Here is a 13,408-nt window from a genome sequence, read left to right as displayed (position 1 = left end):
AGCGAAACAGGCCTTGCGAGCGGCGCAACCCTGGACCTGGAGGTTGAACGACAAGCTCACCGCCGCTTTGTCAGGCGGCCGCCTCCGCCAGCACCCACCGGCCTCGCCCGAGACGCTTCGCCTGGTACATCGCGGTGTCGGCGGCGCGCAGCAACGCCGCGGGCCGCCACTCCGCCGTCGACCCGGGGGCGTCGATGCCCGCGATGCCGATGCTCGCACCGACGGTGTGCCAGGCGCCCTCGTGCTCGACCGGAACCGCCACGTCGCGCAGGATGCGCTCGGCGACCGGGACGGCGTCCGTACTGCTCAGCCCGGTCAGCACCACCGCGAATTCGTCCCCGCCCAGCCGGGCCACCGTGTCGCAGTCCCGGACCGCCGCGGTCAGGCGCTGCGCCACGGTCCGCAGGATCGCGTCGCCGGCGGCGTGCCCGAAGCCGTCGTTGACCGCCTTGAAGCCGTCCAGGTCCAGGTAGAGCACCGTGGAGCCGGGCGGGCAGGCCTCCAGCTCGTCGCCGAGCGCGGCCCGGTTGAGCAGTCCGGTCAGCGGGTCGTGCCGGCTGCGGTGGTCGAGGGTCCGTTCCGCCCGCTCCAGCGACCGCAGCGCGCTGGCGAACCGGGCCAGGATGAGCGCGGCGGTGACCACCGTGGCGCTGAACAGCAGGAGCCGCTCGCCCTCGGCGTAGTCGCGGCGGGCGAAGAGCGCGGCGGGCGCGGTCAGCAGGCCGACGCCGAGGAACCAGATCCGGGCCGCGTGCAGCGTCGGGGATCGGCGCGCGGCGACGGTCAGCTCACCGCTCTGCTCGTGCAGCGCCGCCGCGATCAGCAGGCCGTTGCTCAGCAGGATCACCGCGGTGGCGACCGCCGCGGACTGGTCGAGCGAGGGGATGAAGTTCGAACCCAGGTCGGAGGCGATGCGCAGGACCGCTGACGACACCAGCAGCCGGGTCGCGCCGCCGCGCCGGCCCGGCGAGAACACCAGCAGCAGCACCCCGGCGAAGATCCCGAGGTCGCCCATCGGGCCCATCAGGTACAGGTAGGCGCCGAGCGGGTCGGCGGCCAGCTCGGTCAGGAACGGCGAGACGAACGCGACCCAGATGACGATCGAGGCGGCGACCACCATGGTCAGCATGTCCAGCACCGCGGGCCGCAACCATCGGCCGGCCCGGCGCCGGGCCATCGCGACCAGGGCCGCGCCGTACGCCAGATAGCCCGCGGTCCAGAGCACGGCGGACGCCGTCCCGTCGACGGCGCGGTGCAGGTAGGTGCTCACCGGATAGACGGCGTCGCCGGTCAGCCAGGCCACCTGTCCCAGCGCCAGGCACAGCCAGGGCAGGTAGTCGGAACTGCGCCGGCGCCGGGCCGCGGACCAGCAGAGCAACCCCGTCATGGGCAGGTAGGCGCCGAAGTAGACCAGGTCACCGAACGGTCCTCCGGACGTCACACCCGCCGCCGTGGCGGCGGCTGCGGCCAGGGCGACGTAAAGCTGGAGCATCCGGCGGGTCATGCTGGCCTCATCGGCATCGGGAAGCCGCACTTCTGGCGCCGGCGGCTCGTGCTACCGAACCGCAACCCGAGCCGATTCGCGCGCCGGTCGGCGGCGACCCGGCCGCGGTCGCCGCATCCGAAGCGGCGGGCGGGGGTGGCGGGTGCGTCGACGGCCGGGTCCCGCGACGGCTGACGTGGCGCCGGAGAGCCGCGGCGGCTGGCGTGCTCGTCGCGTACCGAAAGGAAGTGGCCGTGATGATGCCCGCGGGCATCATCACGGCCGGTTTCCGCAGCGGTCTCGGTTACGAGCGCAGCGAGTCCACGTCGATCACGAACCGGTAGCGGACGTCCGAGGCGAGCACCCGCTCATACGCCTCGTTGACAGCGTCCGCGTCGATCAGCTCGACCTCCGGGGCGATCCCCCGCTCGGCGCAGAAGTCCAGCATCTCCTGGGTCTCGGCGATCCCGCCGATGCTGGAGCCGGCGAACGAGCGGCGGTTGCCGAACAGCGCGAACACCGGGACCGGCAGCGGCTCCGGCGGGGCGCCGACGCTGACCAGCGTGCCGTCGAGGCGCAGCAGCCGCAGGTAGGCCGCCATGTCGATGGGCGCGCTGACCGTGTTGATGATCAGGTCGAAGGAGTTCTTGAGGACCTCGAAGGTGGCCGGGTCCTTGGTGGCGTAGTAGTGCTCGGCGCCGAACCGCAGGCCGTCGTCCTTCTTGCCGAGGGTCTGGGAGAGCACCGTCACCTCGGCGCCCATCGCCGCGGCGATCTTCACGGCCATGTGGCCGAGGCCGCCCATGCCGACCACGGCGACCTTCTTGCCGGGCCCGGCCTTCCAGTGCGACAGCGGCGAGTAGGTGGTGATCCCGGCGCAGAGCAGGGGCGCGACCTTCTCGTACGGCAGACTCTCCGGCACCCGCAGCACGAAGTCCTGGTCGACCACGATGTGCGTGGAGTAGCCGCCCTGGGTGATCGTGCCGTCCCGGTCGGTGCTCGCGTAGGTCCCGACGTTGCCGTTCTCGCAGTACTGCTCCTGCCCGGCCCGGCAGTTGCCGCACTCGCGGCAGGAGTTGACCATGCAGCCGACGCCGACCCGGTCCTCGACGGCGAACTTGGTGACCTCGGTGCCGACCTCCGCGACCCGGCCGACGATCTCGTGGCCGACGGTCAGCGGGTAGGGCACCTTGCCCCACTCACCGCGGACGGTGTGGATGTCGGAGTGGCAGATCCCGGCGTAGCGGATCTCGATGAGCACATCGCGCGGCCCCAGGTCACGCCGGTCGATGGTGGTGCGGACGAGCGGTTCGGTCGCCGACGGGGCGGCGATCGCGTTGACGGTGAACATTCCTCAGACATTAGCCGCAGCGGCCGGTTCCAGCAGGAATTGCGGCTCAGCCGACGGCTTGCCGAAGTAGTAACCCTGCAACAACCGGTAACCAAGATCATAGAGGGCGGCCGCCTGCTCCGCGGTCTCCACGCCCTCGGCCACCGCGGTCAGCCCGAGACCGTCGCTCACCTGGATCAATGCCCGGGCGATGACGGTGTGCCGGCCGGCCTCGGTGATGTTGTCGACGAACGACTTGTCGACCTTGAGCACGTCGACTGGGACGGTCTGCAGCAGGCCCAGCGAGGAGTGCCCGGTGCCGAAGTCGTCCAGCGCGATCCGTACGCCGAGGGCGCGCAGCTCGTGCAGCGCGGTCAGCGCCTGTCCCCCGCCGAACACCGCGGTCTCGGTGACCTCGACGGTCAGGCACTGCGGCGGCAGCCCGGTGTCGGCCAGCGCCGCCGCGACGGTCGCCGGGAAGTCGGCCCGGGCCAGCTGCCGGGCGGACACGTTCACGCTGACCCGGTCCGGGGCCGCCGGGCCCAGCTCGGCCCGCCAGCGCGCCATCCGCTCGCAGGCGGTGTGCAGGATCCAGGCGCCGAGCTCGACGATCAGGCCGTTCTGCTCGGCAACCGGGATGAACGCGGCCGGGCTGACCTGGCCGCGCTGCGGGTGCTGCCAGCGGACCAGCGCCTCGACAGCGGTGACCCGGGCCTCCGGCATCCGGACGATCGGCTGGTAGACCACCTGGAACTGCCCGGCGTCGAGCGCGGCGCGCAGCTCGGCGCCGAGCCGGGCGTGCTCGCCGGCCCGCTCGTCGAGCGCCGCCGACCAGAAGCGGTACGGGTCGCCGGTCCGTTTGGCGGCGTGCATCGCGGCCTCGGCCCGGCGGAGCACCTCCGCCACACCACCGGCCTCGGCGACGCCGATGCTGGCACCGGCCAGCAGCTCGTGCCCGCCGGCCCGGACCGGCTCGCGCAGCACCGCCACGAGCCGCTGGGCGACCCGCTCGGCGGTGGCGGCGTCCGGCAGCGCCACGGCGAACTCGTCGCCGCCGATCCGCGCCACCCGGGTGGCCTCCGGCGCGGACGCGAAGATCCGGGCCGCGGAGACCGCGACAACCTGGTCGCCGACCGGCCGGCCGAGTTCGTCGTTGATGTTCTTGAGGCCGCTCAGGCCGAGGAAGACCACGTGCAGCGAGCCGCCACCCGGGACGCTCTCGCCGAGCGCCTGCTCGAAGTGCCGCCGGTTCGGCAGGCCGGTCAGGTCGTCGTGCAGGGCGATGCGCGCCAGCTCGGCGGTCTGGCCCTGCACGGTCCGGGACAGGCCGAGCACCCGGGTCACCGAGAGCAGGAACAGCACCACCGACCCGGCGCCGATCGCGAGCCGGTCGACGGTGTTGTCGCCGACCCCCGGGATGAACAGCATCACCGGCGCCAGCAGCGCGCAGCCGGTGAGCGTGGCGAACTGCACCCACCCGACGCGCGCCGCGCCCTCCTCCCGCGCCGGCTGCACCGTGATCGACGGGTGCAGCGACGCGGCGCCCCACAGCACGTAGGAGAGCAGCCAGCCGCCCGAGAGCAGGTGGTCGTCGCCGTCGGCGTAGAACGAGACCACCGAGTAGGCGACGTCGGCGGCCAGCAGGAGCAGGACGGCCACCCCGAGCAGCCGGGTGCTCGCGGTACCGCCCCGGTTGACCAGCAGCCGGGCCAGCAGCGCCAGGATCAGCACGTCGGCGGCCGGATAGGCGGTGCTGATCGCCCGCTCCAGCGCGGAGGCCGTCGAGTCGGTGGCGATCGGGTGCAGCACGAAGATCCACAGGGCCAGCCCGACGCCGATGCCGGCGATCGCCGCGTCGGCCAGCCGCGCCGCGCCGCCGCCCCGGCCGCGGACCAGCAGCCACAGGCCGACCGCCAGCATCGGATAGGAGGCCAGGTACAACACGTCGGCGAACGACGGGTACGGCGACTGGTGCAGGACGTACTCGTAGTACTCGTACATCAGGTCGCCGGCCACCCAGGTGGCCTGCCCGGCGGCGAACCAGTACCAGACCGCCGGGTTGCGCGGCCGGTGCAGCCGGGCGCCGCCCAGGATCGCCACCACCGACATCAGGCCGATCCCGTTGTAGACGAGGTTGGCCGCGAACCCGCCGGTGGGCAGCAGGTAGTAGCCGGCCGTGGCCAGCACCCCGGCCACGATCCACCAGCCCCACACCGTCTCCCGCCGCACGTCGTCGCCATCGGCTGCCGCACCGCGTTCCTGAGGAAACCCGTGGTGTGGCGAAGACCCCCGCGCTCGCCCGAGGTCGCTCCTCCCGGGCGTCCGGTGTCGAAGATTCGGCTGTGCGCCGTCGGCAGCAGGGCCTGGATCACCGAGACGCTGCCGGAGAGGTTGCCACGGCCACGGCCACGGCCACGATCGTCGAACCACGGTGGTGACGATCGGGTCCGTCAGCCTTCCGATCGGGCTCGGTCCAGCAGCGCGTGGAGCTTGGCCGCCCGGGACGGGTGGCGGTGGGACAGCCACGCCACGCGGCCGGCCAGGTGCGCGGCGAAGTCGGGATGGTTGTCGCGGTTCGCCGCCGCGAGGCCGTTGACCGCGGCGTCGTGCAGGATCGCGCGCAGCCGGTCGTAGTCCGCGCGCGACACGGCGGGGCGGGTGTTGACCACCAGGCCGGCCAGGGACTGCCGCTGGGACTGGCGGCGCACCCGGGTCTTGTGCGGGTGCAGCCGGAACCCCTCGTCCTCGACGATCCGGCTGACCAGCGGCACCAGAGCGGCCGGCTGGCGATCGCCGGAGAAGGCCAGGTCGTCCGCGTAGCGGGCGTAGGTCAGGCCGAAGCGCGTGGCCAGGGCGCTCAGCCGCCGGTCCAGGCGGAACGCGCACAGGTTGGCCAGGGCCGGCGACGTCGGCGCGCCCTGCGGCAGGTGCGGCCGGCGCAGCAGCGCGGCGAGGTGCGCATCGGACGCGGCGCGCAGGACTTGGGCGGGCGTGCTGGTCGTGGTCAACGCGGTCAGCGCGTGCGCGACCGGCTCCGGATAGCCCATGCCGTGGAACAGCCCGTAGATCCGGGCCGCGGTGATGCTGGAGAAGAACGCGCGCAGGTCCAGGCTCACCAGCACGGCGTGGCCGGCGTGCGCCGCGGCGAAGGTGTGCACTCCCCGGCCGGGCACGAAACCGTGTACGCCGTCGTGGACCGGCACCGCCGACAGGATCTCGTCGAGCACCTGCCGCTGCATGGTGCGCAACCGCTGCTTCGGCGCCTCGATCAGCCGGTGCCGGAGCCACCGGTACCGGTAGTGGCGCAGCTTCTCGTCGCGGGCCTGGCGGTTGATCTCCCGGCGGTCGGCGAACCAGTCCAGCGCGTCGCCGTCCACGCCGAGGAACGCGGCCAGGGCGGCGAGGTCGCCGATCGGCGGAACACCCCACCGCATGCGTACGACCCGGGCCGGCGCCACCAGCCGCAGCCGCACCGCCACCCGGGGCACGCGGCTCACCGAGGACAGGAAGCGGCGCAACTCCCGGGGCCGGTCGGCGGGCGCCCGCGGGTAGGCCAGCAGCACCGTGCCGACCAGGCGCCGCGCCCACGCCGGGCGGCCCGGCACCACCGCGCGCACCGCCGCGATCATGTCGCCGGCCTGCCAGCCGGTGGTCAGCAGCGCGTCGGCCAGCACGCCGGCGACCCGGGACGGCGCCTGCTTGCGGGGCGAATACCACGCCCGGGCGGCAGCGTGCCCCGACGATGCCCGGTCGTGCCTGCGCCGGCTCGCGCGAAGCGCGATAGCGCGCCGGCGGTGTGCCGCGGTGGTCAAGCAAACGTCCTCGGGGGTACCCCGAAGAGCCCTCGCCGCCGAGAACGGCGGGCGACGGCCAGCTCGGGACACGCTGCCATCGGGCCAGCATAGGCGAGGGCGGCGAGCGTACCGTGAAGCGGTTTCACGCGGCGGTGACCAGGCCGGTGCGGTAGGCGAGGACGACCGCCTGCACCCGGTCGCGCAAGCCGAGCTTGGCGAGGATCCGGGCGACGTGGGTTTTCACCGTCGCCTCGGAGAGGTGCAGGCGTGCGGCCAGTTCGGCGTTGCTCAGGCCCTGGGCCAGCAGCCGCAGCACCTCCAGCTCGCGTGCGGTGAGCGTGCCCAGCTCGCGGTGGCCGGCGGCCGGGCCGGTCTCGCGCTGGGCGAATCGCTCGACCAGGCGGCGGGTGATCGCCGGGGCCAGCAGGGCGTCCCCGGAGCGGACCATCCGGACGGCGGCGACCAGGTGCTCCGGGGTGACGTCCTTGAGCAGGAAGCCGCTGGCGCCGGCGGTGAGCGCCGCGTACACGTAATGGTCCAGGTCGAAGGTGGTCAGCATGATCACGCGGGGTGCGTCGGCGGCGCCGGTCAGGATGCGGCGGGTCGCCTCCAGGCCGTCCAGCTCCGGCATCCGGATGTCCATCAGGACGACGTCGGGGCGGGTACGGCGGACGGCGTCGACCGCCTCGGCGCCGTCGGTGGCCTCGGCGACCACGTCGATGCCGTCGGCGGTCAGGATCATCCGGAAACCGGCCCGCACCAGCGCCTGGTCGTCGGCCACCACCACGCGCAGGCTCACGACGCCGCCAGCGGGATCGCGGCGTCCACCCGGTACCCGCCGGTCAGCCGGGGACCGGCCGCCAGGGTGCCGCCGTAGACCGCGAGACGCTCCCGCAGCCCGATCAGGCCGTGCCCGCCACCGGTAGCGGCCGGCCGGGACGTGCCGCCGGTGTCGGTGATCCGGACCCGCAGCTGGTCGGGCCGGTAGTCGACGTGCACCGTCGCGGTGGACCCGGCCGCGTGCTTCACCGTGTTGGTCAGCGCCTCCTGCACCACTCGGTAGGCGGCCAGCTCGACACCGGCCGGCATCGGGCGGGGCCGGCCGGCAGTGGTCAGCGTGACCGGCACGCCGCTGCCGGCGACCCGCGCGATCAGCGCGTCCAGCCGGTCCAGGCCGGGCTGCGGCGCGAGGTCGGCACCCGGGCCGGCGTCGTCCATGGTGAGCAGGCCCATCACGTGCCGCAGCTCGGTCATCGCGGCCCGCCCGCCGCTCTCGATCGCGAGCAGCGCCTCCCGGGCCTGCTCCGGCGAGGCGTCCAGCACCTTGCGGGCGGCGCCGGCCTGGATCACCATCACGCTGACGTTGTGGGTCACCACGTCGTGCAGCTCCCTGGCGATCCGGGCGCGCTCCTGCCCGGCGGCGCGGCGCAGGGCCGCCGCCTGGTCGCGTTCCAGCTCGGCGGCCCGGTGTTTCCAGCGGCGCAGGCCGTCGGCCGCGACGGCGATCGCGCCCAGGATCAGCACCGGGACGAAACCGGGTGGCACGGTCGGCGCCCCGTCCTCGGCGCCGCTGTAGAACAGCATCGCGACCGGCAGGCTGGCCAGGGCGAGGATCCGGTACGGGCTGTAGACGGCGGCGGTGTAGCCGGCGATCACGCAGGCGTAGAAGGACACCCGCAGCGCCGCGTCGTTGTCGACCAGCCCCGGCAGGGTGGCCAGCACCAGCCACAGCACGGTCAGCGGCCGCCGCCGGCGGAACGCCAGGGGCGCCACCACGAGCAGCAGGCCGAGCACCAGGAACCGCTCCTCGTGGTGGTCGAGCGGCACGAACAACTCGCGGGCCGGGCCGGGGATCCGCTCGACCCGCGGGGCGTCCTGGTCACCGGCCGAGATCGCGGCGAGCATGAGGGACGCCGCCACGAGCACGTCGAACACCTGGCCGCGCCGGGAGAGCCGGGGCAGCGTGCCGTCGCGACGCAACAACCTTCGGAGCACCGGACCATTATCGCCGTCGATCCGGGCCACCGCGTCCACCAGTGGACTACACCTCGAGGATGACCCCGGTCCGTCTCGTCCCGACGGTGTGGTCAAGATGCCTCTCCCGGCCGACGCGCCCGGCCCGGGCCCGGCCCTAGCGTCGAGCACCATGATTGAGCTGCGCGAAGTGACCAGAAGCTACGGCGACGGACCGCCCGCCCTACGGGACGTGGACCTGACCGTCACGACCGGCGAGGCGGTGGCGATCCTCGGCCCGTCCGGCAGCGGCAAGTCGACGATGCTGAACCTGATCGCCGGCCTGGACCGGCCCAGCCGCGGCACGGTCACCGTGGACGGTGTCCGGGTCGACCAGCTCGGCGAGGCCGGCTCGGCACGCTACCGGCGGGCCCGGATCGGCCTGGTCTTCCAGTTCTTCAACCTGCTCGACGACCTGACCGTCGCGGACAACGTGATGCTGCCCGCGCAGCTGTCCGGGATGACCCGGGGCGCCGCCCGGCGCCGGGCCCGGGAACTGCTCGGCACGCTGGGCGTCGACCGGCACGCCGGGGCCTATCCGGGGCGGCTGTCCGGCGGCGAGCGGCAGCGGGTCGCGGTGGCCAGGGCGCTGGTCAACCGGCCTGCGCTGCTGCTGGCCGACGAGCCGACCGGCGCGCTGGACACCGCGTCCGGCGAGGACGTCCAGCGGCTGCTGCGGGAGTTGCACCGGGAGGGCCAGACCATCCTGCTGGTCACCCACGACCTGGCGCTGGCCAGGTCGTGCGCGACGCGGACCGTCGAGCTGATCGACGGGCGGGTCCGATGCGCGGGATGAGCCGCCGCCGCGTGCAGACCGTGGTGATCGCCCTGGTCGTGCTGATCGCGGTGTCCGCGTCGGTGCTCGGCGGGACCCTGCTGGTCGCCTCCACCGCGCCGTTCGACCGCGCCTTCGACCAGCAGAACGGCGCCCACCTGATCGCCGGGTTCGACGCCGGCCGGACCACCGCGGCCCAGGTGGCCGCGTCCGCGCACGCCGCCGGGGTGTCCGCGGCCGCCGGCCCGTTCCCGACCGCGTCGATCAGCCCGGTCGACGACCACGGCCGGCCGTTCCCGATGACCGTGGTCGGCCGGCCCCAGCCGACCGGCGGGGTGGACGATGTCACGCTGCTCAAGGGCCGGTGGGCCACCAGGCCCGGCGAGGTGGTGCTGTTCAGCGACGGCCGGACGGAGGGCATGCGGTCGCGGGCGATCGGCGCGGTGTGGCGGAACCCGGACCTCGTCGTGGTCGGCCTGGCGAGGTCGGTCAGCGAGACCGCGGACGGCTGGGTGGTCCCGGAACAGATCGTCCCGACCGGCTATCAGATGTTGTACCGGCTGACCGAAGCCGGCACCGCCGACCAGGTGGACGCGGTCCTGGCCGGGATCACGACGGACGCTCTGACCTCCTCCCGCTCCTGGCTGACCACCCGGCAGCGGGCCGCCGGCGACGCCGCGCTGTTCGTACCCTTCCTGATCGCCTTCGGCGTGCTCGGCCTGGTGATGGCGGTACTGATCGTGGGGAACGTGATCGCCGGCGCGGTCAGCTCCGGTACCCGCCGGATCGGCATCCTCAAGGCGCTCGGCTTCACCCCGAACCAGGTGGTCCGCGCGTACCTGGGCCGGGCGCTGATCCCGGCGGCGATCGGGGCCGCGCTGGGCACTGTCGCCGGCAACCTGCTGGCCGTCCCGGTGCTGGCCAAGACCAACGACCTTTACGGTACGGACGACAGCGGCGTCACCCCGTGGCTCGACGTGGCCGTGTTCGCCGGGGTCCTCGCCCTGGTGACCGTCACGGCCTGGGTCGCCGCGTCCCGGGCCGGCCGGCTGCGTACCGTCGACGCCCTCGCCGTCGGCAGCACCCCGTCGCCGGGCCGTGGCCGGTGGGCGGCCCGGCTGACCGCCCGGCTGCCGCTGCCCCGCCCGGTCACGCTGGGGCTGGCCCAGCCGTTCGCCCGCCCGGTCCGGTCGGCGACGATAGTCGTCGCCATCGCGTTCGGGGCCGCCGCGGCCACCTTCTCGGTCGGGCTGGCCGCCTCGCTCACCCAGATCCAGGCCGCGGACAGCCACGGTGACGTGGAGGTCGGCATGGGGCGGACGGGGCCACCGCCGGCCACCGGCGGCGGCCGGCAGCGGAACGGCACCCCGGCCGACCCGGCGGCCGTCGTCGACGCGATCACAGCCCAGCCGGGGACCGCCGGCTACTGCGCGGTCGCCGACGGCGAGGTGACCGCGGCCGGGTTGAGCGGCTCCCTGCAGACGCTGGAGATGGCCGGCACGACCTGCGCGGACGGGTACCGGATGGTGTCCGGCGACTGGTACACCCGGCCGGGACAGATCGTCGTGGCGACCCCGTTCCTGACCGCCACCCACACCAGCGTCGGCGACACCGTGGTGCTGACCAGGGACGGCGAGCGGAGCCCCGCCACCATCGTCGGCGAGGTCTTCAACACCGAGAACGACGGCCTGCAGATCCTCACCGCGGCCGGCCCGGACGCCGCGCCCGAGGAGTTCCACGTCAGCGTCCAGGCGGGCACCGACGCCACCGCGTACGCCGAGGCGCTGGACGCCACGCTCCGCCCGCTCGAGGCGCACGCCATGGTGGACGAGCGGGGCACCGCCGACGAGGTGATCATCATCAACGCGCTGACCGCCCTGCTGACCCTGATGCTGGTCACCGTCGCCGCCCTGGGCGTGCTCAACACGGTCGTCCTGGAGACCCGGGAACGCGTCCACGACCTGGGCGTGCACAAGGCCCTCGGGATGTCCCCGCGGCAGACCATCACCATGGTCATCGCCTCGGTCGCGGTCACCGGCCTGGCCGGCGGCGCGCTCGGTGCCCCGGTCGGTGTGCTGCTGCAACGCACCACGGTGACCTCGATGGGCCACACCGCCGGCTTCCACCTGCCGAGCTCGGTCCTGGACATCTACGCCCCGTCCGAGCTGCTGCTGTTCGGCCTCGGCGGCCTGGTCATCGCGGTCCTCGGCGCCCTGCTGCCGGCCGGTTGGGCGGCCGGCACCCGCACGGCGACGGCCCTGCGCACCGAATGAGCTCTCCGGTACGGCGGGAGTGCTCCCGGCGTACCGGAAAGTGGTTTTCCGTCAGGCGCGCTGGCGCTCGGCTCGCCGCCGGACCAGCTCCTCGACCGCGCTGGGCAGGGTGGTCTCGAAGTCGATGAGCTTGACCCAGGTCGGGGTGATGACGATCCGGACCATGCCGTCGTAGAGCGACCGGATCTCGGCCTCCCACGCGACGCGCTGCTCGGCGGTCATCCGGTAGGTGCCGTTCATCCGCAGGAACTCCTCCGGGATGCCGTCGACCTCGTCCAGCTCGGCGCGGCCCCGGATGAGCAGGATCTTCGGCGGATGCACCTCGGTGTCGATGGTCAGCGCGACCTCCGGATCGCGGCGCAGAGCGGGCAGCTTCGGCGCGTTCTTCGTGGTGCAGACGACGATCTCCGAGCCGTTCCAGTCGAACGCGATCGGGATGTTGCGCGGCGTGCCGTCCTTGGCGACGTAGGCCATCCGCAGCAGGTCCCGGGCGAGGAGCTCCCGGCTGATCGGGCGGTCGAGAATCTCACTGATCTCGGTCGGTCGCATGGTGGTCGCTCCTTCGAAGGTGCCGTCCTGGCGTGCTCGTGCCCCGGGGACGGAGCCACCCGGCCGTTCTCGACATCGGATCCCCCGGCGATCCGGGCCTGCCGCGCGACGTCTCGATGGCGAGACAGCAGGCAGCTCGCGGCGCCGTGGCGAAAACAGAGGTCGGCGGCACGGACTCGCCGAAGCGGCCCGCTGACCATTCCCGCTCCAGCACGAGCCCTAGCAGTGATCTGCCGGGACCGGGCAAGTTCCTACGCGCAGCGGGACCGAGGCTCGGCAAGCGCATGGACGGGTACGGACACCGGCATCGTTCTGACGCTGGTCGTGCTCGCGGGACTGCTTGCGGCGGTGCTCGCGATCGGTGACAGGACGGGGAGCACGCATACCGCAGCGGCTTGTTTCACCGCCTTGTATCTGCTCCTTGCCGGGTACTTCGGGTTCGTGCGGCGGCGGACGATACGCGATCGCTGACGACGATCAGCGGTTCCGGTTGCGGCGGCCGATCAGCTCTCGCCGGTCACGTGCCGGACGTCATCTGGCCGACTGCCGGCGTGAGCCGTCACGGGCTCGCCCGGTCAGCTCGAGCGCGACCGCCAGCGTCACACCGATGGTGAGGCACATGTCAGCGACGTTGAAGACGGGGAAGTACTGGGCGTCCGGTCCGAAGAGGCTGATCATGTCGACCACGTGCCCGCGCAGCACGCCCGGATCGCGGAACAGCCGGTCGCCGAGATTGCCCAGCGTCCCGCCGAGCACGAGACCGAGCGCGACCGCCCACGGCTTCGAGCGAAGGCGCACCGCGACCCAGCCGATCCATCCGGCGACCGCGATGGCCACCAGCGGAAACACCCACGTGTGCCCGCTTCCGACGCTCCACGCCGCACCGCTGTTGCGCCACAGGCACAGATAGACCAGGCCACCGAGGGTACGGACCGGCTCGTTCGCGGTCAGCCCGTTGGTCGACAGTTCCTTGACGAGCTGATCCAGGGCGACCGCCAGCACCGCCACGACGCCGAGCACGGTGACGGCCGTGACCGAGACACCGGTTGCCGCCTGCTCGGCGTCCCGCAGATCCGAGCCCGGGCCGGGCCGGGCAGTATTCGACATCGTCATTGCTCTCCTTGCGGACGGCCCGGCGGAACGCGAGCCGTCGGGGCCAATAGTTATCACATGCTGATCCCGGCGGTCAGC

10 protein-coding genes are annotated in these 13,408 nt (G+C 73.3%); 2 read left to right on the top strand and 8 right to left on the bottom strand.

The features are described from left to right. Positions 1-70 precede the first annotated feature (70 nt). The 6 genes from Actob_RS16920 to Actob_RS16895 all read right to left on the bottom strand — a co-directional run bounded on the left by Actob_RS16920 (position 71) and on the right by Actob_RS16895 (position 8,602). Entirely contained in the window at positions 71-1,504 is a 1,434-nt protein-coding gene (locus tag Actob_RS16920) for a GGDEF domain-containing protein (protein WP_284921161.1), read from the bottom strand. 283 nt (positions 1,505-1,787) lie between these two features. Continuing rightward, complete coding sequence (locus tag Actob_RS16915; RefSeq protein ID WP_284921160.1) at positions 1,788-2,834, bottom strand: NAD(P)-dependent alcohol dehydrogenase; 1,047 nt, start codon at positions 2,832-2,834, stop codon at positions 1,788-1,790. A 3-nt stretch (positions 2,835-2,837) separates the two neighbouring features. Next, positions 2,838-5,042: a putative bifunctional diguanylate cyclase/phosphodiesterase gene (locus tag Actob_RS16910; RefSeq protein ID WP_284921159.1), complete on the bottom strand. Its 2,205-nt coding sequence runs from the start codon at positions 5,040-5,042 to the stop codon at positions 2,838-2,840. Positions 5,043-5,263: 221 nt separating this feature from the next. Then, complete coding sequence (locus tag Actob_RS16905) at positions 5,264-6,625, bottom strand: reverse transcriptase family protein (RefSeq protein ID WP_284921158.1); 1,362 nt, start codon at positions 6,623-6,625, stop codon at positions 5,264-5,266. Positions 6,626-6,749: 124 nt separating this feature from the next. Beyond that, positions 6,750-7,349 carry a response regulator gene (locus tag Actob_RS16900; protein ID WP_284922332.1) on the bottom strand — a complete coding sequence of 200 codons (600 nt, stop codon included), beginning with the start codon at positions 7,347-7,349 and terminating at the stop codon, positions 6,750-6,752. Positions 7,350-7,402: 53 nt separating this feature from the next. Continuing rightward, complete coding sequence (locus Actob_RS16895; protein WP_284921157.1) at positions 7,403-8,602, bottom strand: sensor histidine kinase; 1,200 nt, start codon at positions 8,600-8,602, stop codon at positions 7,403-7,405. Positions 8,603-8,753: 151 nt separating this feature from the next. Between Actob_RS16895 and Actob_RS16890 the strand changes: the two genes are divergently transcribed. Together Actob_RS16890 and Actob_RS16885 are read left to right on the top strand one after the other, a co-directional pair. Further along, positions 8,754-9,416, top strand: coding sequence for an ABC transporter ATP-binding protein (locus Actob_RS16890; RefSeq protein ID WP_284921156.1), 663 nt, complete (start codon positions 8,754-8,756; stop codon positions 9,414-9,416). Beyond that, the gene (locus Actob_RS16885; protein ID WP_284921155.1) at positions 9,413-11,668 is read left to right on the top strand and encodes an ABC transporter permease; all 2,256 of its coding nucleotides are present in this window, start codon (positions 9,413-9,415) and stop codon (positions 11,666-11,668) included. Before Actob_RS16890 ends, Actob_RS16885 begins: the two co-directional genes overlap by 4 nt. A gap of 51 nt (positions 11,669-11,719) precedes the next feature. Here Actob_RS16885 and Actob_RS16880 read toward each other — a convergent pair whose 3' ends face one another. Both Actob_RS16880 and lspA read right to left on the bottom strand, forming a co-directional pair. Then, on the bottom strand, positions 11,720-12,217 hold the full coding sequence (locus Actob_RS16880; RefSeq protein WP_284921154.1) for a pyridoxamine 5'-phosphate oxidase family protein: 498 nt from the start codon (positions 12,215-12,217) through the stop codon (positions 11,720-11,722). Between the two features lie 531 nt (positions 12,218-12,748). Further along, on the bottom strand, positions 12,749-13,384 hold the full coding sequence (lspA, locus tag Actob_RS16875) for a signal peptidase II (RefSeq protein WP_407653706.1): 636 nt from the start codon (positions 13,382-13,384) through the stop codon (positions 12,749-12,751). Positions 13,385-13,408: the final 24 nt, after the last annotated feature.

Source organism: Actinoplanes oblitus (genome assembly GCF_030252345.1).
Lineage (GTDB): Bacteria > Actinomycetota > Actinomycetes > Mycobacteriales > Micromonosporaceae > Actinoplanes > Actinoplanes oblitus.
The sequence above is the reverse complement of the archived record's forward strand: the minus strand, read 5'-3'. Positions and strand labels throughout refer to the sequence as shown.